This is a genomic window from Microcoleus sp. AT3-D2, assembly GCF_036705715.1.
Classification (GTDB): domain Bacteria; phylum Cyanobacteriota; class Cyanobacteriia; order Cyanobacteriales; family Microcoleaceae; genus Microcoleus.
The window spans coordinates 49,482-73,331 of the sequence record NZ_JAUBVE010000008.1 but is presented as its reverse complement, the minus strand read 5'-3'; the positions used below and the strand labels follow the sequence as shown (position 1 = coordinate 73,331).

Here is a 23,850-nt window from a genome sequence, read left to right as displayed (position 1 = left end):
GAGGCGATCGCACGACGAGGGCAGAAAGAGCGATCGGGCTAATTCTCTAAATTCCAACTCTAGAATCCTATGCTGTATTCCCCATTTAAGCGACTCAAATCAACCCACTCTAGGCTCACTCATGTTTTCCTAGCTTCCATTTCCCTGTTCCTGCTTGCCACTATCCCCCTATTAACTACTCCTGACTCTCTCTTCCCAGCGATCGCTCAAACTACGGATGCTCGTGAAGCAGAGGGCGATCGGCTCTTGCAGCAGGGCACCCAACAATATCAGACTGGGCAATTCCAAGCAGCGCTGAATTCCTGGCAACAGGCACTGCAAATTTATCGCGCCCTCAAAAACCGCCTTGGGGAAGGAAATGCACTAGGCCTTTTGGGAGGTGCTTACGCCTCTGTGGGCAACTATGCCAAAGCCATTGAGTATACACAGCAACACTTAGCCATCGCCCGCGAAATTAAAGACCGCCAAAGTGAAGGTAGGGCACTGGGCAATTTGGGAGGTGCTTACGCCTCTGTGGGCAACTCGGCCAAAGGGATTGAGTATACACAGCAACAGTTAGCCATCGCCCGTGAAATTAAAGACCGTCAGAGCGAGAGTGCGGCACTGGTCAATTTGGGAGGTGCTTACCTCTCTCTGGGCAACTATGCCAAAGCCATTGAATATACACAGCAACAGTTAGCCATCGCTCGTGAAATTAAAGACCGTCAGAACGAGGGTGTAGCACTAGGCAATTTGGGAGTCGCTTACCTCAATCTGGGCAACTATGCCAAAGCCATTGAGTATACACAGCAGAGTTTAGCCATCGCTCGTGAAATTAAACACCGCCAAAGTGAAGGTAGGGCACTGGGCAATTTGGGAGGCACTTACGCCTCTGTGGGCAACTATGCCAAAGCCATTGAGTATATACAGCAGAGTTTAGCCATTGCCCGTGAAATTAAACACCGCCAAGGGGAAGGGAATGCACTGCTCAATTTGGGAAATGCTTACCACTCTGTGGGCCACTATGCCAAAGCCATTGAATACGGGCGACAGAGTTTATTCATCGCCCGTGGAATTAAAGACCGCCGAAGTGAAGGTAGAACACTGAACAATTTGGGAATCGCTTACCTGGATCTGGGCAACTATACCCAAGCCATTGAGTATTCACAGCAAAGTTTAGCCATCGCCCGTGAAATTAAAGACCGCGAAGGGGAAGCGAGTGCACTGGGCAATTTGGGAAGTGCTTACGGCTCTGTGGGCAACTATGGCAAAGGGATTGAGTATTCACAGCAGAGTTTAGTCATCACCCGTGAAATTAAAGACCGCCGAAGTGAAGGTAGAACACTGAACAATTTGGGAGCCGCTTACAACTCTCTGGGCAACTATGGCAAAGGGATTGAATATGGGCAGCAAAGTTTAGCCATCGCCCGTGAAATTAAAGACCGCCAAGGGGAAGGGAATGCACTGGGCAATTTGGGAGGCACTTACGCCTCTGTGGGGAACTATGCCAAAGCCATTGAGTATACACAGCAGAGTTTAGCCATCGCCCGTGAAATTAAAGACCGCCTTCGAGAAGGGGATGCACTGGGCATTTTGGGAGGCGCTTACCTCTCTGTGGGGAACTATGCCAAAGCCATTGAGTATACACAGCAGAGTTTAGCCACCGCCCGCGAAATTAAAGACCGCCTTGGAGAAGGTATGGCGCTCAACAACCTCGGAGCAGCATTCTTAAAGGCTGGCAACCCAACAGAAGCTGAAAAAATGCTCGTCAATGGGATTCAAGTTTGGGAATCGATGCGTCAAATGCTCGGCTCCAACGACGCGAATAAAGTCTCCATCTTTGAAAGACAAGCTCGCACTTATGGGACTTTACAACAAGTCCGGGTAGCTCAGAATAACCCCAATGCCGCTTTAGAAATTGCCGAACGGGGACGTGCTCGTGCCTTTGTCGATCTCCTGACAGAGCGTTTATCAACTGGTGATGCCAATCCGGTCATCGCCTCTGCTCCCAACCAGGATCAAATCCGACAAATCGCCAAAGCACAGAACGCCACTTTGGTGCAGTATTCCATCATTTATGACAGCTTCGAGATTCAGGGCAAACAAGTAGGGCGAGAATCTGCGATTTACATTTGGGTGATTCAACCCACGGGCGAAATCGCCTTCCGCGAGGTAGACCTCAAACCCCTCTGGCAAAAACACAACGCCTCCCTAGCCAACTTAATTATTGGCAATCAAGAATTCCTAGCTGTTCGCAGTCGCAGCAGTCTTGGCTCCACCCAACCCCAACCCGACTTACCGACACTGCATCAACTGCTGATCGATCCCATTGCCAGCTTCCTCCCCAAAGACCCCAATGCCCATGTCATATTCATTCCCCAAAAATCGCTTTTCCAGGTGCCTTTTCCCGCCCTGCAAGATGCCAACGGCACTTACTTAATCGAAAAACACACGATTCTCACAGCCCCCTCGATTCAAGTATTGGATTTGACTCGACAACAACGACAGAAGCTAGCACAGAAGCCAGCTAACAGCGGCCCGGCTCTAGTATTGGGCAATCCCACGATGCCGAGTGTGTCTCTCTCTCTGGGAGAACCGAAACAGCAATTGTCTCCTCTACCAGGGGCTGAAGCTGAAGCGATCGCGATCGCCCCTCTGCTCAATACTCAAGCGATCTTAGGCGCTCAAGGGACAAAAGCTGCGATCGTCCAAAAAATGCCCCAAGCATCGATTATTCACCTGGCAACGCATGGATTGCTGGATGATGTAAACGGATTGGGAAGTGCGATCGCCCTGGCTCCTTCTGGCAAAGATGACGGCTTATTGACCGCAGAAGAGATTTTTGACATGAAACTGCAAGCAAACTTAGTCGTTTTGAGTGCCTGCAACACTGGATTCGGCAGAATTACCGGGGATGGGGTAATTGGCTTGTCACGCGCTTTGATTTCGGCAGGCGTTCCCAGCGTGATTGTTTCTTTATGGGCGGTTCCCGATGCGCCGACATCGGAATTGATGCAGTCGTTTTATCAAAATTTGCAAAATAATCCCGACAAAGCACAGGCATTGCGGCAGGCAATGTTAACCACGATGAAAACTCATCCCCAGCCGCGAAATTGGGCGGCATTTACTTTGATTGGGGAGGCAGAGTAAGGACGATCGCCACAAGCAGATTACAGAGTACGATCGGGAATACTAACCCTTACCGCGAAACTGGCGGCTGCAAAATTTCATCCTCCGGGACTATTTTTGCTGACTCCAAAACCTCCTCTAAAACCGGAGCAGGAATTGGCACTTTCTCAACTACCTGATGCTTTTCCAAAGTCAAGCGAGACTGCGACGAACCAGACAATCTTTTCAATAATTGGGGTTTGCGATCGTACAGCAAATAAATAATTCGATCGCCTGCTTGCCAAATCTGGGTCGCCGACACTACTTGCAAGTATCCCTGCCTTTCCACCAGCAACGGCGCCAACTCCCCGACTTTAACCAAAGCTTGTAAGTGAGCAATCTGAAACTGCAATCCCTCTGTTTTTAACTCAGTTTCCCCCAATTTCACTTCGCCATCGCTTAAATATTCGTTCCAATCCTTCAGCGACAAATCGGAGACGAAGGCTTGATTGATTTTAGTCGGATTTGCAGGCGTATTTGCTTGCGGATCTTTGGGGAATATTGCCAAAACCCTCGGCGGTGCAAACTCCTCGGCTGCTCGCTGAGCTAACACTAAGTTTACCTCGCCGTTGTTAGTCATTGCCAAAAAAGTTCCCATCGATTCCAGTCCGGCTTCTTCTAACACGCTGTGGTCCAGAGCACTGCTCAAAAACACCCGCAAACCCTCTCGTTCTGCTTGTGCACAAGCTTCCGGGTTCGTGTCAATAATTGCCACCGATTCTCCGCGTTCTTGAAACAAGCGAGCAATTAATCTGCTCAAAGGATTTGACCCGACAATTGCAGCACCGGTTGCCGATTTTGAGGTGACGCCCAAAAGTTGAGCCATCCGTCCGGCCGTTAGTCCCTGGACGAAAACTGTCATAATAATTGTTAGGAAGACTAAGGCTTTAATCGAGTCGCCGCCGTTGATTCCCCGCTGGGTGAGCAAAATTGCAAATAAAGATGCGATCGACGCTGATACAATTCCCCTCGGCGCTACCCAGCAAACAAATAATTTCTGCCGCCAATTCAGTCCGCTGTTCCAAGTACACACCCAAACGTTGATCGGCCGCACTACCCACATTAAAGCTAAAACTGTAAACAAACTTCCCCAACCGAGGGCGACCACACTAGCGAGGGATAAATCAGCCGCCAGCAGCACGAACAGCATGGAAATAGCCAGGACTGTCAGTTGACCTTTAAACCTCCTCAGCAGCCTTTCTTCCGGCACAGCAGCGGCTCTGAGGACGATGCCGGAGAGGACTGTTGCCATCAGTCCCGATTCACTGCGGATTTCTTCTGCTAAGCCGAAAAATCCCCATAAACTGGCTAACACTACTAAGTTTTTGAGGTCTTCGGAGAGAAATTGCGATCGCTTGAGAAGGAATCCCAGCAGCCAACCTCCCACAACTCCGACGAGTGCGCCAACGAAGAGTCGCACGATTAAATCTCGGAACAAAACGAGCAAATCAGCATTGCCGTTTAAAATAATATTCAGCACCAATACTGCCAGAATTGCCCCGACTGGATCGATTAAAACGCCTTCTGCTTCTAGCAAGGCGGCAACTTTTTTGTCAACAGATACTTGTTTGAGCAAAGGGCCGATTACTGTCGGGCCTGTGACGACTACTAGAGAAGCATACAGAAATGCGATCGGCCAGGGAAATTCCCCCAACCAGTGTGCGGCCATTCCGCCACCTATTAGGGTAATTAAAGTGCCTACGGTAACTAAATTGCGGATGCTGCCGGAAAGTTTGCCCAAATCTCGCAATTCCAAATTCAAGCCGCCTTCAAACAGAATTAAAGCTACGCAAAGGGATACCATAACTTCCAAACCGCTGCCCAGCAGATTCGGGTGCAGCACTCCCAAGCAGTCTGGGCCGGCTAAAATGCCAAACAACAGCAAAAAGACGATCGCCGGAACTTTCAGATAGGCGGCGAGAACTTGAGCGCTGATGCCACAGATGACGGTCATGACAATCAACAGTGTGGTATTAAAGGGGATTTCCATAGATATAGTTGTTACAGGCTGCCCGCTTAGTTTTAAATGTTCGATCGCGGGTAATTGGAGTGCAGGCGCTATTTTCGGCGCAGCTTACAAACTCGGCACGGCCCTGGATTTTTCCCAATAAGATTAAAAAACCTTGATAGTCGCTATAACTTTATCAGATAATTCTCTTGGCGTCAAAGATGGGAGTAAGCTGTAGCTAAGCCAGAGATTGTCTGTTATGTTCGAGAGTCCGATGGGGATGCGGGCAAAGAGGGAGAGGATTTGACGAATTTCGATGGGGAGTCAATTGATTTTAGATTTTAGATTTTAGATTTTAGATTTTAGATTTGAAGCCTTGACCCCACGGATAAATTCGGGGGGCAAGTTTCATCGGATACAGGTTTTTTATTTCTGGGTCCTGAGTCTGCTTTCGGAATGAATCCGGGGGCTTGTATCCTGGATGCTTTCGGTCAATCTCCAATTAAAAAGCTCACATCTCAAATCGATCGCCCCCAGACTCATCTTTAGAGTAGAGTTTCCATCTAAAAAAACTCTAAAATCCCAAGATTTATTTGTAGAGTCAATCTAAAATCTATAATCTAATCGATCGCTCCCACACTCATCTTTAGAGTAGAGTTCCCCTCTAAAATTTTACATCACAAGATTCATCTGTAGAGTCAATCTAAAATCTCAAATCTATAATCTATAATCGACTGGCATTCTGCCACCTGCGAAAAAAATCCGAGAGAATGGCCGGCGAAATTCGCCCTTCCAGCCAATCTAAAGCCTGGTTTTGCTGGGGTGCGGCCCGATAAAATTTGCACGCATCTATCAGCCGAATCGGAGAATTATTGACAATAGATTGAGCTCGCCATTTTTGTGCAAACTCGGTAATAATAGCCGGAGAAATTTGTTTTTGCAGCCAATCTAAAGCTTGGTCTTGTTGTGCTAAACCGCGATAAAATTTTCCCACATCTATCAATCGCAAATTACTGTCTTGAGGTAAGGTAGTTGCCCGCCATTTTTGAGCAAATTCCCCTAAAACAGAGGTAGAAACTTGACTTTGCAGCCAAATTAAGGCCGTATCTTGGCTAGCCTTAGCTTGATAAGACGAGAATACCTGAGTCAGCCGCACGTCTGAGATGGGAGTGGCAGTCGGAGCAGGAGTCGGCTGCGGGACGGGTGTCGGCGCTGGAGGAGGGACAATTACTTTGGGAGATTTTCGCATCAAAGCGGCCCAGGTTTTGAGGCTGGCAATACCGTCTGCCTTGAGACCTTGAGATTTCTGAAACGAGATGAGCGCCGCTGTAGTGGTAGCTCCAAATTTACCGTCCATCGCGCCTTGATAGAAACCTTTAATTCTTAATTCCTTCTGGATGTCTGCAACTTTATAACTTAGGGCGCCTTCTCGGACGCTTTCAAAAATATTGGTGTCTACATTGCCCGATACGCCGGAGACGCTGCCGCTGTCGCTGTACTGCCAAAAAGTCCAAGTTTTCCAGCCCCCGGGAACCCAAGGTTCCTCAGCACTGGTATAGTGAGCAATCCACAGTGGGTAATCTGCAAACCGTTTTGTCCCCAGGTTGTCCCAGAAACCGGGGTAGGTGTAGATAATCGGCCGCATCAAGGTGGCTTTTTCGACTGCTTCTAACCAAATAGCGGCTCGATCGCACAATTGATCCACACTCAAACCGCCTGTAGTTTCGATATCCAAGACTGGTGGCAAATCGCCGGCTTCGAGTTTTACAGTTTTCAAGAACAAATCTATTTGCCCTTGAACGCTGCTTGCAGGTTGAAAAAAGTGGTAAGCACCGCGTTGAATCCCCGCCGCTTTCATCGCCGCCCAATTGCGGGCGAAAGTTTGGGCAACGAACGTTGCACCCTCGGTCGATTTGACAAAACTGAAGGTAATACCATCCCGGGCAACTGCTGGCCAATTGACATTGGGCTGGTAGTCGGAAACATCTATACCGCGAATACTCATATGACGAAGATTTGAGGAAAGCTGGTTTGCTCTGAAGCAGCGACTCGATTAAGGGTACATTAAATTGTAATGCTAAGTCGCTAATTGTTTTTTTTGCAGGGGAAATTGTGCAAATGAATTTCGATCGAATAGAGCCCGGCCCTGGTGAAGAGTCTGTTTGGGATTACCCGCGTCCCCCTCGGCTTGAGGAATCGACCAAACACGTACAGATAATTTTTAATGGAGTGACGATCGCCGACACGCGCCGTCCTCAGCGGGTATTGGAGACCAGCCACCCTCCTGCCTACTATATCTGCCCCGATGACATCAAAATGGAATATTTGCACAAAACTTTACGCGGCTCTTGGTGCGAGTGGAAGGGACAAGCCGGTTATTACACTGTGACGGTAGAGTCGAAAGAAGTAGTAAATGCGGCTTGGTTTTATCCCAATCCCAATCAGGTTTTTGCAGCTATTAAAGATTATGTGGCTTTTTATCCGAGCAAGATGGATGCCTGTTATGTGGACGGGGAATTAGTGCAATCTCAACCTGGGGATTTTTACGGCGGCTGGATTACCAAAGATATTGTCGGCCCGTTTAAGGGAGGGCCAGGAACGTGGGGGTGGTGAGGGAAGGTTGAGTTTTGAGTTTTGAGTTGAGAACAGCGACAGAAACCTCGTTTTTTTTTACGCAAAACCTCATTACAGCTTCGACTCGGTTTAAATAAAAACCAGATTTCTTGAGTTTGTGAGCGCCGTGAATGAGTTAAGGAATGGCTCTGAAATCTTTTTCTTACGACGCAAAAAGCCCACAGTAAAAAAATGAATAATAATTCAACAGCTCTCTAATTGAGTGAGGATGAATCAATGTAATGCAATGCAGGCAAGGCAGAAGCTAACGCAGCAGCTTATCCCTTGAAATAAACAGTGTAGTCAAGAATACAGTGACTGCTCATAAATAAATGTTAGTATAAGTTAATATCTGACACTAGCTTTGTTGCTTCTTTATTATTTATTCGGATCTGCGCTGTGTCTGTTGAATTTATTGAACCGTCTAACTCGCCCAAAAACTCACCCAAAAATTTATCTTTAGAGTCTACTCTTAAGGATCTAGCTGTATTCAATTTTCAGGTTGAATCCTCATATCTCGCCAAAGAAGTAGCCCGGTTTTTTCAATCTCACCCGCTGCTTCCGGGAGTGATATTAACCGTAAATGGGGAATTTTTAGGGATGATATCGCGTCGGCGATTTATGGAACGCATGAGCCGCCCTTACGGAGTAGATATATTTGCTTGCAGACCGATTATAGCCTTGTATCAAATAGCTCAAACCGATATTTTGACTTTACCAGGATTAACCTTAATTGTCTTGGCAGCTCAGCGAGTCATGCAGCGACCGCCTGAACTAATTTACGAGCCAATTGTTGTACAGTTAGAACCTCAAGTTTACCGATTGTTAGACGTGCATCAAGTGTGGGTAGCTTTATCTCAAATTCACCAACAAGCTACTTGGTTTATAAGCGAACTTTATTACAACTTATCGCTTACGCAATCCCAGCTAGAAGCAGCTAATTCTCAATTAAGAGCAGCTAATAGCGAACTGTATCGCCTTGCCAACTTAGATGGCTTAACTCAGGTTGCCAACCGTCACTGTTTTAACGAATACTTAGAGAAAAAATGGCAAGAATTGGGAGAAGCAGCAGAAATATCTTTAATTTTATGTGATGTTGACTTTTTTAAGAAATACAACGATACTTACGGACATCAGGCAGGAGATGCTTGCTTGCAGCAGGTAGCCCAAGCTATTTTAGCCGCGGTAAATTACTCAACAGGCGAAGTTTCGGACGAGACTCTGGTAGCCCGTTACGGAGGCGAAGAATTTGCAGTAATTTTGCCTCGGACTTCGCCTGAAATAGCTGTCTGGATTGCAGAGAAAATTCGAGTGTGGATCAAAGAACTAGAAATCGAACACATTAATTCGGAGGTGTGTTCTCGCGTGACGCTGAGTTTGGGGGTAGCGAGTACGTTTCCTCGATCGCCCGCAGCACAAAAAAAACTTGATTGCAGCGGCAGACCGCGCGCTTTATCATGCTAAAGACCGAGGGCGCGATCGAGTAATTTTAGATGCTATAAAATTAGATAAGTAGAAGAGGTTGAGTTGAGGAAATTTTGGCTTATGGAATTGCAGGAATGGCAAAAATTGAGCGAAGAACAAAAATATCGCTACTCAGAGGAATTAGCAACACATCTGCCACAGTCAGTAATTTTTAAAGGTTTGCGATTTTACTCTGATGGCGGCCCCGAACTCTCTATTGCCATTTTTGAGTATGGAGGATCTTTATTTTCTCTGATGCCAGGGGCTGAAGTCCAAATCGGATACGAAGCCGACAACTTTCGCCCGACAGACGAGCAAATAGAATTATTTCAAGATACTGCTGAGGAGTACGGGTTCGTTCTAGACATCTACTCTTACGTACAAAGCGTCACTACACCTTCTCGAAAGGTGGCAATTGCCCCGATGCTTGTAGAAATTCAACCAACAAAAATCGGTCTAGAGGCAATTAATTCGGAGGAACTTAAAATCCAGAATTTATTACAAGATTTTCCCGACAGTCCGAGTGTTAATTGTGGCGATAGATACGGATTCGATCGCGGTAAGGATGGTTCGGTTGCGGCTTGGCAAATTATTAGCAAGACGCAGGAAGACATAGCGACTGAATTGGCGGCTGAAGGACTCCGTTTGCTAACTTTCGACGAATGGGAGTATGCCTGCGGTGCAAGAAGCACAACTTTATTTCGCTGGGGAGACTTCAGTCCTAGCGATTTCTACCCAACTAACAATCTAGGCGACTGGAAACTCCACTTGCAGCCCAACCTTTTCGGACTCAACATCGCCCAAAATCCTTACGATTGCGAGATAATTAGCGACAAACATACAGTCCGAGGCGGAGATTGCGGATTCTCGATTTGCGGTGGAATGGGCTCTTTTCTTGGTTGGTTACCGCTAGCAACTGCCTACTGGCAACCCGATGTACTTGAGTGGTTGGATGAAGAGTGGTTGGATCAAGGTATTAGTGGCAATTTCATGCGCCGCGTAATTCCATTGCCCTAAGCCTAAAGTAGCCCTTTAAGTTGTTGGCGGAGCGAACAAGCAAACCTGATGTTCGACATCGATCGCCCTTTTAAATTTTACAGTCTTGGCGCTCGCATCCCCAAAGTAATCGTTTCCATTACAGATTATCTGGCAAATCGCCGATCGACCTGCCGATGCTAGCGAGCAATTTCTCCAAAGCTTTCATCTGCTTGACGGTAAACGTGGGTACGTTCTTCCCCAACTCCCAACGACTGATTGTTTGCGACGAAACGCCAAGCTCTCGCGCCAAATCTTCCTGACTCATCTCCAGTTCTTCCCTGAGCTTCTTCAAATGTGACTCTTCATTTTCTGGTCGCGGAATGGGCTTTTTCGGCATAACCTCGATCGCACATTTTTTATATAAGATGCTTAAGCATCTTGACTAAACAATAAATTGATTAGACAATTTCAGAAAGGAGCATGAATCGATTATGCCTTACAAACAGCGTCTCAATTCCTAGGTTATTGTTCGCCTGCTTCCCAATTGACAATAGAAGCGTCCTGGGCCGATTTCGCAGTTGGTCGGATTTAGACAAGTATTTAGCTTGAAGGTGTGCAATACTGCGTATAAAATTTTATCGGGCGATCGTCCCGTGCTTACAAAGACTCGCACCAAGCACGTTCTGCCGTCCAGTGTCTGTCCGAAGATTCATAAATCCTCAACCCATCCAACCCGGCATTTTGCATCATCTCCTCAACTTCATCCAGCGTAAATGCTGCTTGCAACGAATCGCTGAATAACTGTTTTTGATGCGCGTTGCAATCTCCCGCATACAGCTTGACTAAATTATCCCTGATTTCCGCTGTTTCTGGCCGCAGCAAATCCCGCAAAAAAATTGCTCCCTGTGGCTTCAACACCCGCTTGACTTCCTGCAAAAACGACAGCGGATCGGGCAAATGGTGGATAATGCTGTTGGAAATCACCATGTCAAAATAACTGTCTGGATACGGCATGGCTTTAGCATCGATCAGTTCGAGAGTAATTTGCGATCGCACGCCCGCCTTTTCCACATTTTGGGCCCCGACTTTCAGCATATTTGCCGACAAATCAATGCAAGTCAATTTCCATGCTGGCCGGAGTTGACAAAGGGCGATCGGAATTCTCGCCGTACCCGTCCCCGCATCCAAAACGTTTCCAAAAACCGGCCCCAACGCCGCAGCACTCTGAGCAAAAGCAGCATTAACCTCAGCAAAATCCATCGAATCGTATTCGATCGCCTCTTCCAAGGAATCCATCACTTCCGGTTCCAAAACTCGCTGCATAAAATTTATCTCGTTATCTGGCATTTCCATATAGGGGTTCAGTTTCGCCTGCAAAATCTCGACTAACTCCGGTTCCATATATTGGTAATTGTCCGGGATTTGCAGGCAAATAACTTTCTTGCCTTCGAGACTTTCGGGAAATTTGCTGCGAAGTCGATCGCCATGCTTCTTCTCCATCACAAATATCCAATCTGCCCAACCGACAAGACCCTCAGTTACTCTAATTCTTGCACCTTTTTCCGTTCCCGCCGATCGCACGCTGTAGCCACTAACTTTCTGGCATATTTTCTCGGCAGTCAAACTTCTCCACTTATTCTGACTGCACACAAACAATATCTTGGTTTTCTCCATCTAAACACAATTACAAAATTCTATGTTTATCGTGGCACGGGCGTCCCGCCTGTGCTTCCGAAGCGGTTAAAAATTTCCTTCTAATTTTCCCCCGCTCGCCCCTTGCTTACCACAAATACTGTATTTTGTCAAATTTGGCAAAATCTCCGTTACAATTCTTAAACCATAAAATGCTGATTTTGCATAAATAATTGTACTTATTACATTTGAAGAGTTTGCTAATTTTATGAATTAAGTAGGTTTCAGCGTCAAAAAGTCAAATTAGTCATAAGACGCCTGGATTGTGAAAATCCTACCACAAGCCTCAAAGCAAGTAAATAGGTAAAATAATTGAGAATGATGTCAATAATTTGAGTCGTCTTTAGACTTTCTTAAGATTTGAGGGGTCAAAATAGATCGAACATTTAAAACTAAATAGACTTTTAGATTGTTTTTGCTTATTAAAGTAGCTGGAATTGCCCCGAAGACCGATCAACCCTCAACAATAGATACAGATGCTCGATCACACAATGGCATCAAACCAAACTCGATCGAACTCTGCTAGAATTAGTAAAACGAAGTCGTTATGAGTTTAAGTAAATAGCTATGACCGAACAAACCGTAGAAAACCTAGTAATTATCGGCTCAGGCCCTGCAGGCTACACCGCAGCAATCTACGCAGGTCGGGCAAACCTGAAACCCGTAGTGTTTGAAGGCTACCAAGCGGGAGGCGTCCCCGGCGGTCAACTGATGACCACCACAGAAGTCGAAAACTTTCCCGGCTTTCCCGAAGGCATCACCGGGCCGGAACTCATGGATCGAATGAAAGCTCAAGCAGTGCGCTGGGGTGCAGAATTATACACAGAAGATGTAACTTACGTAGATTTGAGCGAGCGTCCGTTTACAGTGCGATCGGAAGATAGAGAAATCAAAACCCACACGATAGTAATCGCTACAGGCGCGACGGCGAAAAGGCTGGGGCTGCCTAGCGAACACATATTTTGGAGTCACGGCATTTCGGCCTGTGCGATTTGCGACGGCGCTACCCCAATTTTTAAAGGAGTAGACTTAGCTGTCATCGGCGCGGGCGACACAGCAGCGGAAGAATCTATTTATTTGACAAAATACGGCTCTCACGTACATATGCTGGTGCGGCGCGATCAAATGCGCGCCAGCAAAGCCATGCAAGACCGAGTGCTGAGCAATCCCAAAATTACCGTGCACTGGAACACTGAAGCAGTGGATATTTTGGGTGAAGCGGGCGGCAAAATGGACGGGGTGAGAATTAGAAATATCGAGACAGGCTCCGAGAGCGATTTGCTGGTGAAAGGATTGTTTTATGCGATCGGTCACACTCCCAACACTCAACTTTTCCAAGGTCAGCTAGAACTCGACGAAGTAGGCTATATCGCCACCAAACACGGTTCGGTAGAAACCAGCGTCGAGGGAGTTTACGCCGTCGGCGACGTGCAAGACCACGAGTTTCGCCAAGCAATCACTGCGGCCGGCAGCGGTTGTATGGGTGCGATGCTGGCAGAACGTTGGCTGTCAGTCAAGGGTTTAACGCAGGAATTCCATCAAACCGAGGAATCCGAGCAACCCACAGCAGCGCCGGAAGCTCAAAAAGTTCGCAAAACCAGCGAGAACTTTGATATCAACGACACGCGCCACGAAGGAGGTTATGCTTTGCGGAAGTTGTTCCACGATAGCGATCGACTGATTGTGGTCAAATATGCCTCTCCGAGTTGTGGGCCTTGCCACAGCCTCAAGCCGATTTTGAGCAAAGTAGTAGATGAGTTCGACGGCAAAATCCACTACGTGGAAATTGACATTGAAGAAGATCCAGAAATTGCTGAAAATGCTGGCGTGATTGGTACGCCGACGATTCAGTATTTCAAAGACAAAGATTTGGTAGCTGATCTCAAAGGAGTTAAGCCAAAAAGCCAGTACCGCGAGTTAATTGCCAGTAATTTGTAGGAATTTGATCGATTTTAGATTTGAGGTTGGCCAAGAGAAATTTCACCTAAACTCAACTTGCGTCCCACCTGCCAAAAACCCGGTTTATCTCCTGCGCGCAAGTCCCGTGCAGGGGATAAACCGATTTTTTTTAGCCGCATCCCCCGAAAAAACCCGGTTTGTTGCGAGTGTTTGGCGAATGAGAAAGAGGATTTTTGACCAGGAATTTTTTGAGGGTATCCGCCACGTGATTTATTCGTGGAATCAATCCCAAATCGAAAATCGAAAATCCTCAAGAAAGAGCATTTATCCGTGGGGTCGCCTCTAAAATCTAAAATCTAAAATCTAAAATCGATTGACTGTTCCGGGTTTTTTCGCCTGAGTGCTACTAAAATCTAAAAGTCTTATATTTGGTCGATCGTCATTATGGCTCAAAGCCGCCTCCGACTGCCGCGATTTCTCAACAGTGCCTCACCGTCAAGCCTGTCAATGAAAATGATGTGGGCAGGTTTGACAATAACTGTCGTGTTTATATTGGTAGCCACCTTGTCTCCAGCTATGCAAGCTTGGGGATGGCTGCAAAATCCTACCGAGGCTTTGAGTAACCCTATCCACGAACCGCCGTCGGCGAATTATTGGTTTGGTACTAGCCGCAGTGGCTACGATGTATTTTCCCGCACGCTGTTTGCTTCTCGGGCTGCTTGGCAAGTGGTAATTTTAGCCACTGCTTTGAGTTTGTTTATCGGTGTCCCGCTAGGTTTGGTTAGCGGTTATTTGGGCGGTAAGCTCGATCGAGTGTTGTTATTTTTAATGGATACAATTTATACTTTGCCGGGGCTGCTACTTTCTTTGACGCTAGCGTTTGTAGTGGGAAAAGGAGTTTTTAATGCTGCGATCGCCCTGAGCATTTCCTACATCCCTCAATACTACCGCGTCGTCAGGAATCACACCGTCAGCGTCAAAACCGAATTATTTGTCGAAGCTGCGCGAGCAATGGGTGCTGACACTTGGACAGTGCTTTCGCGCTACCTGTTTCTGAATGTGATTCAAAGCGTACCGGTGCTGTTTGCGCTCAACGCGGCCGATGCAATTTTAACATTAGGAGGTTTAGGATTTCTCGGATTAGGACTTCCCGAAGCAACTCCCGAATGGGGACACGACTTGCGTTTAGCTTTAGATGCACTACCTACTGGCATTTGGTGGACGGCTTTGTTTCCCGGTTTGGCGATGACTTTAATGGTGGTGGGACTATCTTTGGTAGGGGAAGGATTAAACGAGTTTGTTAACCCTCGCCTGCGGAATCAGCAGTAATTTGTCTCGCGGTTACATTAAGTTCGCAGTCAGGACTTTAGTGCTTATTCACAAATATAAAAAAAACTGAAGTCCTGACTGCAAACAGGCGCTATAAAGAGATCGTAATATCGGCCAGATTAATTACTAAATCTTTCTCTCAAGAAGGTGCATTCTTTCTAGTAAACCTTCGTTGGGTTGTCTATATAGACACGGAGCGTAAATTTTTCTTGATAGCTTCATCCCCTAACGCTCAAGCCACATAATTTAAACCCCAGTAGAGGATAAAGCGCGGCTCTGTGCTTTCTGATGACACGCTGTAAATAATAACAAAATTTTGAGGATCGCACTAGCCTCCTATCGGTTCAAATCTTTAAGCGCATCCTGCAGCTTATGCCTTCTCTAACCATAGCAAGCACATCGCTAACTGGGTAAATTTTTCTTCTATGGCGGAGCTATCATTGGCAGACAGTTGCATCAACGTCCGCTTACGATTTTTTTGCGTCTGCTTGAAATTATCAAGACAATTGGGGAATCCTATCTAAAATTAATTAAAGGGCTTTATAGAATCTTCACGCTGCCATGAGATATTTAAAGGAATCGTGAAGTTATACTTCCGAGAGATGGCGAATTGTATGGTTTGTGAGAGCGTGCGATCGCGTAAGTGCGAACCGAAAGCCAAAAAAATTAGAGAAATCCGCAGCCGAGAGTTGCGTGGCTGCTTAACTCTCAGTAGAATTTATCCTGGTGGTTTTTGCCATTGACGCGACAAACTCGTGTCGAACTGCTTAAATAAGAATGTGACGTTAAGAACTTAATGTGATTTAACGTTAAAATTAAACCCAATTTCTGAGATTTGAGCTAACTTAACAATGAAAGCCCCTGTTGCACTACTCAACCCGCAACGCTTCATTGGGGGTCAGAGTCGGTCTCTAATCCAGAGTGGCCGGCTTAAAACTAAAGCTACGAGCTTTATTCAATCGCAGATTGCGTATGATTCAATTCAGGGAAACAGGGTAATGATGGGTGTATCTACACGGATTGTATTGGTTCCAATTTGGGCAACTCAAAAATTGTCTGTTAAGTGTCTGGCCAACTACGCCGCAGCCGTTCACCCAGATATACGCAGAAAACAGCGCCGTTCGATCGTGCCAAAGTTTTTGCGGGCCGTTCTCAGGATTTAGCAGAGCCGGACATGAGTTAGTATTGTCAAGCTAAGCTGACAGAGTTTTCCTAGTTCTTGACAAACAATGGAAAACAACTTCCATTTTTTGTGAGAAAGGCTACAATCGGGAAGGTCTTTGCAAGATCCAATTCTCCCCGTTTGGTGCTTCAACCCTCTGCTGTTGCATTTGAGCCAGCAGACCGATATCCAAGGTGGCGAAAATTTGCCGTGCAACTGTCATGTCTGACAACCGGAGTCAAAGCAAGGCGAATCAAAAGTTCGACACCTCCAATACAAAAGTTAGAGGGTTCCGTGCCGGAAAACTTGTAGGGGTAAAAGCTCGAAGTACCGAGTAAAAAAGCCAGTATTTTTGGAAGTGCGATCGATCGTACTTCATGGTTTGCTTCTCTGGGCAAGGTATTGCAGATGATGTGGTAACTCGCTCCGAAAGAAAAAGCCGCTAGCTCAATTTAAGGTCGCGATGTTAAAATCGGCGATCAATTGAATGCGCTGCCTGCTTCAAACCCGAACTCGAACTTTGAGTCATAAAACTGGTGCAGTTTCGGTAACAGATTCAGCTAGCAGACCGAAAATCCCACTATTTTTTCCTGCGGGAATGTCAATACTGGCTAACTTGTCTAAACTACAAACAGACACTATTCCACTGTTATTTATTCTTTAATTCAGGAGCATGAGGAAGACGGCATGATCCAGGCTAACACCGTACTCGAAACCACAATTACACCGGAAATGGAAACAATCGAGTTGCTTCGGAGCGCCGAAAGCGTTCTACCTGAGAGCGAGTTAGAACTCTTTATCGACGAAGAAGACGATCGAGAAGAATTCTTAGACTCTCAATCTGAGGACGACACTAAATCTGGCAAAGGCGCCAAAGCCCGCCGCCGGGCTCAGGCAAAGAAAAAGCATTATACTGAAGACTCTATTCGTCTTTACCTCCAAGAAATTGGTCGGATTAGATTGCTGCGAGCTGACGAAGAGATTGAACTAGCGCGCAAGATTGCAGATTTGCTGGAATTAGAGCGAGTTCGAGAACAACTGCTCGAAGAGTATAACCGCGAACCCAAAGACAGCGAATGGGCTAATGCTGTAGATATGGCACTTCCTGCCTTCCGTCACCGACTTCACGTCGGCCGTCGGGCCAAGGAAAAAATGGTGCAATCAAACCTGCGTTTGGTGGTATCGATCGCCAAAAAATACATGAATCGCGGTTTGTCTTTCCAAGATTTGATTCAGGAAGGCTCTTTGGGTCTGATCCGAGCCGCTGAAAAATTCGATCACGAAAAAGGCTACAAGTTTTCTACCTACGCAACTTGGTGGATACGTCAAGCCATTACCCGGGCAATCGCCGACCAATCCCGCACTATCCGCCTACCGGTTCACCTTTACGAAACCATTTCGCGGATCAAGAAAACTACCAAACTCCTGTCTCAGGAAATGGGTCGCAAGCCGACGGAAGAAGAAATTGCTACCCGCATGGAGATGACGATCGAGAAGTTGCGGTTCATTGCTAAGTCCGCACAGTTGCCTATATCTCTAGAAACTCCGATCGGCAAAGAGGAAGACTCGCGTCTGGGAGACTTTATTGAATCAGACGGAGAAACACCAGAAGATCAAGTCTCGAAAAACCTGCTCAGGGAAGACTTGGAAAGCGTTTTGGATACTCTCAGCCCCCGAGAACGGGATGTACTGCGGTTGCGTTACGGCTTAGATGACGGACGGATGAAGACCTTGGAGGAAATTGGTCAAATCTTTAACGTCACTCGTGAGCGGATTCGCCAAATCGAGGCTAAAGCCCTGCGGAAGTTGCGCCATCCCAACCGCAACAGCATCTTAAAGGAATATATCCGCTAGAGTAATTTGCTAGCATCACCCAAAAGAGTGATTCGCACTCTTTTTTTTGGGGGGGAGACCCCCCGCCCCGGTTTGAGTTATAGCGGTTAAATTTTGTGCTGCTAACTGCCCGGAGCAAGTGGCTATTTGCTGCCCAAATCGCGCTGTCAAAATTTAGGGAGTCCGTTACGGAACTCCCAAGCTTTGCAGTGTCACAAAATTCTTAACTAGAAAATTACATCACGCCCCAAAAGTGAAGCAGGCCTTGACCGGAAACCAATTCGATGATGACCGCGGCAGAGAAACCAATCATCGCCAAACGACCGTTCCAGTTTTCGGCTCCCTCGCTGAAGCCCCAGTTCCAAGCGTTGCGTTTTTGTTCTTGCATAGTGCGAACTCCTTTCGTTAACTTGTGTAAGGCTTATGTAAATAAATATAACATTCCTTGATAAAAATGCAAGCTTGTGATTAGTGACCTCGGTCACAAGGGTCGTGAAGCGAAGCTATCCCGGAGGGAATCGACCTTGATGATTTTGCCTAACGAGGAAAAATAGCCAACTCGGTATCAGGGTCGAACAAGTGAATCTTGTCATGGGCGATGGCCAACCAAAGCTCCTCGCCAACTCGGATCGATCGCTCAGGAGGAACCCGCACTTGCATCCGCACCGCCGGAGCATCCGTCAAACAAACCCCCAAATAAGTTTCGTGTCCCAAAGCCTCTACAATTTCCACTTGTACCGAAAGATTTTTGGTAGCCGGAGGGTTAATGCTCAGATGTTCCGGCCGAATGCCCAAAATTAGCCCTCGCCCATCATATTGTTGTAGACTTTTTGCCCAAATATCCGGTAAAGTAAAGCGAAATTGCGGGTGAGAAATCAACAGCGGAGCACTAAATTCCACCGACAAAAAATTCATCGGCGGAGAACCGATAAACTCAGCAACAAATAGATTAGCCGGCTTGTTATAAAGCTCTAGAGGTCGAGCTACTTGCTGAATCTGGCCGACCTTCATAATAGCAATCCGATCGCCCATAGTCATCGCCTCAGTTTGGTCGTGAGTCACATAAATAGTTGTAGTTCCCAACTGTCGCTGCAACTGCACAATTTGCGATCGAGTTTCCGCCCTCAATTTTGCATCCAGATTCGATAGCGGTTCGTCCATCAAAAAAACTTCAGGATTCCTAGCCATCGCCCTACCCAAAGCTACCCGCTGCTTTTGCCCTCCCGAAAGTTGTTTCGGCAAGCGATTTAAAAGAGATTCTATTTGCAATAATTCAGCTACCTCTCGGACTCGTTTTCCTACAGCCTTTTCCCGTTCCGACAAATAGCGCAAACCCGGAGGCAACTTGCGAGTCGCTCCTCCTAAAAAGTCCTCAAACAAAGGATAAATTAGATGATTTTTAAAAGAATGAGAAGGTAAATTATTAATAACCTCTTCTACCTTATTCCTGATCTTTTCTATCTTCTGGATGTTTCCTTCTTCTCCTTGTATCTTCCCTCTTCCTTCTTCCTTCTTCCCTTTTCCTTCTTCCTTCTTCCTTCTTCCTTCTTCCTTCTTCCTTCTTCCCTCTTCCTTCTCCCTTTCCGAGCGGCGCAATCCAAAGGCGAGATTATCGTAAACTGTTAAGTGAGGATAGAGAGCATAATTTTGAAATACCATAGCGATATCTCGGTCTTTAGGAGGCAAATCGTTAACCAGCCGATCGCCAACCCAAATATTGCCGGCTGTCAAAACTTCCAAACCGGCGATCGATCGCAGCAAAGTGCTTTTTCCGCAGCCAGAAGGCCCCACCAACACCATGAATTCCCCGTCTTCGACCGTTAGGTTAATGCGCCGCAAAACGCTGTTAGACGCAGGGCGCTCGGCTATAGGCGAGACACTTTCTGCGGCGGTGTTTGCTTCTTTTTCCTGTTCTCCTGGGCGGAGCGGAAAACTTTTGTAGATATTTTCTAATACAACTTGCGCCATTAAACAATTTTAGATTTTAGATTTTAGATTTTAGATTGGGGAATTGGGCATGGGGAATTGGGCATTGGGAATTGGGCATTGGTAATTGAGATATTCAAGGAAGGAGGAAGTTGGGGAACGAGCAGTGTACAGGATTTAAATGATTTAACGGATGGATGTTGAAGTCAGAAGTCAGAGGTCACAAATCTGATTAATGCCCCATGCCCCATGCCCCATGCCCCATGCCCCATGACTATTGACTGCTGATAACTTTGATAATTTTTTCACCCGGATTGAGGTCAAAAACTCGATCGCCCGCAGCATCTTTCCCCCAAAAAGCTATAGCATCAATAGTCGATCGCAGCAGGCGGCCAGAATTAGTAAAAAGTTTGACATCCGTACCCGGAACAGCCTGCAGCAAGCCAACTAAAGCATCTTTAGGTTCGGAGAAACGAAAAGCTTGAGTGCCAATTTCGCCCCGGTTAGTAAGTCTGACAGAACCTGCAGGCATTCGTTTTGCCCACCCCAACTCGGAAAACAGCACCAGACTGTCGTCCGGGTAGAGAGTGATGCAACCCACCAACTGTTCCTGCTTCCGCAACCTGGTTACTTGAGAACCCTGGGCCGCGCGGCCCATTGGCGGCAGTTGTTCATCATCAATCTCAAACCGGAGGACTCGGCCTCCTGAAGTGGCGATTGCCACTTGTTCCCCGACTTTAGCCAGACTCGCACAGCGCAGCCGATCGTCCTCCTTGAGTTTAACAACAGTAACGCCACGATTAGTCAAATCAGCAAATTCCTGCATCGCCAAGCGCTTAATTTTTCCTTGCTGAGTCAGAGTTACTAAATCCGCGGCTTCCGAATTTTCCGGCAAAATAAAGTGTGCAACTGTGATTTCCGACAAAGCGCGATCGGCACTGTCTTTAGTAGCACTCGGCGACAACAAACTAACGATCGGCGTTCCCCGGTCTTTGGCGCTACTACTAGGAATATCGGCCACTTTCAGCGGATAAGCTTTGCCGTTAGGAGTTAAGACGACCAAAGTGCGATCGGTTTTCGTCAGATTTGCCGTCACAATAAAATCTTCATTTTTTTCTAAAGCTGAAACCGATTTTTCGCGACTTTTCGAGCGTGGCTTTTCCCCAGTTGGCAACCGTCGCACGTACTGCTTGTGCGAAAATTCAACAATAGTTTCCTCTGGCTCTAGAACGGGCAATAAGTTCGGCTGAATCGTTGCCGGCGACAACTGCTTGACCCCAGAATTTTTTTTACCAGCAAATTGTGATTCGGCGTTTGCTGCGCGTGCAGTTCCATTAGCGAATTTAGTGCGGCGGGGGTCAGCGTACTTGCGTTTTAGCGAGCGAAATTCCTTCTTTAAAGCCTTCAAAAGTTCCCGTCTGTCGCTCAACAACCGCTGCAATTCTTGAATATTAGCCATCAACTCATCAAACTCAGACTGCAAATTTTGCCTTTCCAAACCAGTCAGCCTACGCATAGGCATCGCCAAAATCGCATCAGCTTGACTTTCGCTCAAATTGAGGCGAACTTGGAAAGTTTGCTTAGCAGTAGAGCCGTCAGGAGAATTTCTGAGAATGTCGATCGCTGTATCGAGATTTGTCAAAGCCAACATTAAGCCTTGGACAATATGACAGCGGCGTTCTGCAGCCTGCAACTCGTAATTGTAGCGGCGGGTAAGAGTCACTTCCCGGAAATCCAGAAATTCCTGCAACAATTGTCGGAGCGTCAACTGTCGCGGTTGACCGTTGACAATTGCCAGCAAAATCGCCCCAAAATTTGTTTGCAGGTCAGTTTGTTGGTAAAGGCGAGCGAGAACCGCTTCAGGGGTAAATTCCCGCTTGAGTTCAATCACCACTCGAATCCCTTCGCGATCGCTCTCGTCACGCAAATCAGAAATACCGTCGAGGCGGCCAGCATTGACCAACTCCGCCACCTTTTCAATCCAAGCCGCCTTATTTACCTGAAACGGAAACTCCGTCACCACGATCGCCGTTTTAGTACGCACCTTGCGATTACCTGGCACCTCTTCCACCCCGGCCACACCCCTGACCGCAATGCTGCCTCGACCCTTAGTGTAGGCGTCAACAATGCCCTCTGTAGCGACAATTTCCCCTCCGGTTGGAAAATCAGGGCCCGGAATCAGTTCTATCAACTTCTCGTCGGATAGTTCCGGGTTTTCAATCAAAGCAATTAAACCGTCTACCACCTCCCCCAAATTGTGCGGCGGGATATTAGTTGCCATCCCGACAGCAATGCCCGTACACCCGTTGAGTAACAAAAACGGCAACTGAGCAGGCAGCGCCGTCGGTTCCTGCTGGGAACTGTCAAAGTTAGCAGTAAAATCAACAGTTGCATCGCCGACTTGGGTTAGCATAGCTTCGTGGGCGATCGGTGCCAGCCTAGTTTCCGTATAGCGCATAGCAGCCGCCGGATCATTGTCCACCGAACCGAAATTGCCGTGACCCGCAAGCAAAGGATAGCGGCTCGAAAACTCCTGAACCATGCGTACCAGAGCGTCGTAAACCGATTGGTCGCCGTGGGGGTGATATTTTCCCAAAACATCTCCAACTACCCGGGCGCACTTACGGTAAGGTCGGTCTGGCGTCAGACCGAGTTCGTGCATCGCATATAAAATTCGACGGTGAACTGGTTTTAAACCGTCGCGGACATCAGGCAAAGCTCGCCCGACGATCACACTCATGGCATATTCGAGGTACGATTGCTGCATCTCGGCGTGCAGAGGCGTAGAAATTACTTGCCCGGAAAGTAGGTTGAGTTGTTTAGCCATGAGTCCTTGTGTCCGTTAATTCCTGAGTGAAAACAGCCTCTGTCAATAATGCCGAGGTTGCCTGTCTCGATTGAAAAGCCTTTGCCGCAGGCGAACCGAAAGTTCGACCCAACCGCCCTGTTGAAGAATAAAAATAAACTTAACTTGTGAAAGCAGAATCAGAGTCCCGAAGACGGGCAGCACTTGCCTCTTACTCTCCACTCTTACCCTAACCTCTATGTTGCCGACCTTTGCGCCTACCTGTCTATTTACCTTCTGCCGTGAGAAGGTTGATTCACAGGAGAACACGGAATGCCAGAAACTCAGAACGTAGTGAGGCTGTAGCTGTTCCTAGGAAAGCGTCACGAGGGACTTGAGTCCCCGTCAATCTATGATAGAATTTAATTGCAATTAGGAATAACCATCTACACGAAGAAATATTTTATTCAGGAGAAACCCCGGATTGATCTCGTCTCGGTACAGCCGTAGCGTGGATCAAGCAGCAATGGTTGACGATGATCGAGCTTATCGTATTTTGGCAAGCGTGATGGACTCCGAAAGTATTAAAAAAGAAAAGTAAGCGGAATTGGAATATCTCTGGTACTGGTACTTGTTCTGATCGTGTAGAGGCGACTGGACTATGACTGAAGTCCCAGTTCGGGGCTTATTCAACAATAGAACGTGGCGGAGACTCGCTGAGAGGGTCAAAAATGCCGATATTAATGAATTCATCAGTCAAAAGCTCTCCGGGCGATATCTCCTAGTCTGACATCCACTAGATGAACGGAAGCGTCGATATTTTAAGCCGTTTTGAGGGGTTAAAACTGAGAATTAAAAATCTCCAACAATCCCCGCTAGATTCGCTACTCCGAATACTGTGGCGACGAGAGTATGTGAATAAACATGGCTTGATTCTAGTGAGGAAGAAGGAAAATAATTATCACACATTCCCGGCTCTAATAGCAGTTCAAAAAATAATGCAACTGTAGACCCGTGATCCAAATTGATATCCAGTCAATCAGTTCCCATCTAAAATCTCAAATCTAAAATCTA

General features: G+C 47.0%; 16 protein-coding genes. 8 read left to right on the top strand and 8 right to left on the bottom strand.

The annotated features are described in order from the left end of the window. Window positions 1-69: 69 nt before the first annotated feature. Window positions 70-3,129, top strand: coding sequence for a CHAT domain-containing tetratricopeptide repeat protein (locus QUB44_RS05575; RefSeq protein WP_333364156.1), 3,060 nt, complete (start codon window positions 70-72; stop codon window positions 3,127-3,129). A 49-nt stretch (window positions 3,130-3,178) separates the two neighbouring features. Here the strand turns inward: QUB44_RS05575 and QUB44_RS05570 are convergent, their stop codons facing one another. Then, a complete protein-coding gene (locus tag QUB44_RS05570) occupies window positions 3,179-5,137 on the bottom strand; it encodes a cation:proton antiporter domain-containing protein (RefSeq protein WP_333364153.1) in 1,959 nt (652 codons plus the stop codon). Between the two features lie 682 nt (window positions 5,138-5,819). Next, window positions 5,820-7,100, bottom strand: a complete 1,281-nt coding sequence (locus tag QUB44_RS05565) for a GH25 family lysozyme (RefSeq protein WP_333364150.1) — start codon at window positions 7,098-7,100, stop codon at window positions 5,820-5,822. 113 nt (window positions 7,101-7,213) lie between these two features. On the opposite strand from QUB44_RS05565, the gene QUB44_RS05560 reads away from it, so the two are divergent. The 3 genes from QUB44_RS05560 (at window position 7,214) to QUB44_RS05550 (ending at window position 10,189) form a co-directional block, all read left to right on the top strand. Next, window positions 7,214-7,708 (top strand): DUF427 domain-containing protein, encoded by a 495-nt coding sequence (locus QUB44_RS05560; RefSeq protein WP_333364147.1) that lies wholly within the window; start codon window positions 7,214-7,216, stop codon window positions 7,706-7,708. A 399-nt stretch (window positions 7,709-8,107) separates the two neighbouring features. Then, on the top strand, window positions 8,108-9,172 hold the full coding sequence (locus QUB44_RS05555) for a diguanylate cyclase domain-containing protein (RefSeq protein ID WP_333364144.1): 1,065 nt from the start codon (window positions 8,108-8,110) through the stop codon (window positions 9,170-9,172). 81 nt (window positions 9,173-9,253) lie between these two features. Continuing rightward, on the top strand, window positions 9,254-10,189 hold the full coding sequence (locus tag QUB44_RS05550; protein ID WP_333364141.1) for a hypothetical protein: 936 nt from the start codon (window positions 9,254-9,256) through the stop codon (window positions 10,187-10,189). A gap of 118 nt (window positions 10,190-10,307) precedes the next feature. Here the strand turns inward: QUB44_RS05550 and QUB44_RS05545 are convergent, their stop codons facing one another. Next, entirely contained in the window at window positions 10,308-10,547 is a 240-nt protein-coding gene (locus QUB44_RS05545; RefSeq protein WP_333364137.1) for a helix-turn-helix transcriptional regulator, read from the bottom strand. A 260-nt stretch (window positions 10,548-10,807) separates the two neighbouring features. Beyond that, a complete protein-coding gene (locus QUB44_RS05540) occupies window positions 10,808-11,824 on the bottom strand; it encodes a methyltransferase domain-containing protein (protein WP_333364134.1) in 1,017 nt (338 codons plus the stop codon). A 585-nt stretch (window positions 11,825-12,409) separates the two neighbouring features. Between QUB44_RS05540 and trxB the strand changes: the two genes are divergently transcribed. The 3 genes from trxB (at window position 12,410) to QUB44_RS05525 (ending at window position 16,233) form a co-directional block, all read left to right on the top strand. Beyond that, window positions 12,410-13,780 carry a thioredoxin-disulfide reductase gene (gene trxB, locus QUB44_RS05535; RefSeq protein WP_333364131.1) on the top strand — a complete coding sequence of 457 codons (1,371 nt, stop codon included), beginning with the start codon at window positions 12,410-12,412 and terminating at the stop codon, window positions 13,778-13,780. A gap of 405 nt (window positions 13,781-14,185) precedes the next feature. Further along, complete coding sequence (locus tag QUB44_RS05530) at window positions 14,186-15,070, top strand: ABC transporter permease (RefSeq protein ID WP_333165176.1); 885 nt, start codon at window positions 14,186-14,188, stop codon at window positions 15,068-15,070. Between the two features lie 998 nt (window positions 15,071-16,068). Then, window positions 16,069-16,233, top strand: a complete 165-nt coding sequence (locus QUB44_RS05525) for a hypothetical protein (RefSeq protein ID WP_333364127.1) — start codon at window positions 16,069-16,071, stop codon at window positions 16,231-16,233. Window positions 16,234-16,381: 148 nt separating this feature from the next. Here the strand turns inward: QUB44_RS05525 and QUB44_RS05520 are convergent, their stop codons facing one another. Beyond that, the gene (locus QUB44_RS05520) at window positions 16,382-16,630 is read right to left on the bottom strand and encodes a hypothetical protein (RefSeq protein WP_333167619.1); all 249 of its coding nucleotides are present in this window, start codon (window positions 16,628-16,630) and stop codon (window positions 16,382-16,384) included. A 289-nt stretch (window positions 16,631-16,919) separates the two neighbouring features. Here QUB44_RS05520 and rpoD point away from each other — a divergent pair, with 289 nt between their 5' ends. Then, window positions 16,920-18,086 (top strand): RNA polymerase sigma factor RpoD, encoded by a 1,167-nt coding sequence (rpoD, locus tag QUB44_RS05515; protein ID WP_333165178.1) that lies wholly within the window; start codon window positions 16,920-16,922, stop codon window positions 18,084-18,086. 214 nt (window positions 18,087-18,300) lie between these two features. Here the strand turns inward: rpoD and QUB44_RS05510 are convergent, their stop codons facing one another. The 3 genes from QUB44_RS05510 to QUB44_RS05500 form a co-directional block, all read right to left on the bottom strand. Continuing rightward, window positions 18,301-18,453, bottom strand: a complete 153-nt coding sequence (locus tag QUB44_RS05510) for a high light inducible protein (RefSeq protein ID WP_015179166.1) — start codon at window positions 18,451-18,453, stop codon at window positions 18,301-18,303. Window positions 18,454-18,602: 149 nt separating this feature from the next. Continuing rightward, window positions 18,603-20,033, bottom strand: coding sequence for an ABC transporter ATP-binding protein (locus QUB44_RS05505; RefSeq protein ID WP_333364124.1), 1,431 nt, complete (start codon window positions 20,031-20,033; stop codon window positions 18,603-18,605). 232 nt (window positions 20,034-20,265) lie between these two features. Beyond that, complete coding sequence (locus QUB44_RS05500; RefSeq protein ID WP_333364121.1) at window positions 20,266-22,818, bottom strand: DNA topoisomerase (ATP-hydrolyzing); 2,553 nt, start codon at window positions 22,816-22,818, stop codon at window positions 20,266-20,268. Window positions 22,819-23,850 lie beyond the last annotated feature (1,032 nt).

Coding starts and splice junctions, on each gene's coding strand:
- QUB44_RS05575 (WP_333364156.1), top strand. CDS start 70: ATGCTGTATTCCCCATTTAAGCGACTCAAATCAACCCACTCTAGGCTC.
- QUB44_RS05570 (WP_333364153.1), bottom strand. CDS start 5,137: ATGGAAATCCCCTTTAATACCACACTGTTGATTGTCATGACCGTCATC.
- QUB44_RS05565 (WP_333364150.1), bottom strand. CDS start 7,100: ATGAGTATTCGCGGTATAGATGTTTCCGACTACCAGCCCAATGTCAAT.
- QUB44_RS05560 (WP_333364147.1), top strand. CDS start 7,214: ATGAATTTCGATCGAATAGAGCCCGGCCCTGGTGAAGAGTCTGTTTGG.
- QUB44_RS05550 (WP_333364141.1), top strand. CDS start 9,254: ATGGAATTGCAGGAATGGCAAAAATTGAGCGAAGAACAAAAATATCGC.
- QUB44_RS05545 (WP_333364137.1), bottom strand. CDS start 10,547: ATGCCGAAAAAGCCCATTCCGCGACCAGAAAATGAAGAGTCACATTTG.
- QUB44_RS05540 (WP_333364134.1), bottom strand. CDS start 11,824: ATGGAGAAAACCAAGATATTGTTTGTGTGCAGTCAGAATAAGTGGAGA.
- trxB (WP_333364131.1), top strand. CDS start 12,410: ATGACCGAACAAACCGTAGAAAACCTAGTAATTATCGGCTCAGGCCCT.
- QUB44_RS05530 (WP_333165176.1), top strand. CDS start 14,186: ATGGCTCAAAGCCGCCTCCGACTGCCGCGATTTCTCAACAGTGCCTCA.
- QUB44_RS05525 (WP_333364127.1), top strand. CDS start 16,069: ATGATGGGTGTATCTACACGGATTGTATTGGTTCCAATTTGGGCAACT.
- rpoD (WP_333165178.1), top strand. CDS start 16,920: ATGATCCAGGCTAACACCGTACTCGAAACCACAATTACACCGGAAATG.
- QUB44_RS05510 (WP_015179166.1), bottom strand. CDS start 18,453: ATGCAAGAACAAAAACGCAACGCTTGGAACTGGGGCTTCAGCGAGGGA.
- QUB44_RS05505 (WP_333364124.1), bottom strand. CDS start 20,033: ATGGCGCAAGTTGTATTAGAAAATATCTACAAAAGTTTTCCGCTCCGC.
- QUB44_RS05500 (WP_333364121.1), bottom strand. CDS start 22,818: ATGGCTAAACAACTCAACCTACTTTCCGGGCAAGTAATTTCTACGCCT.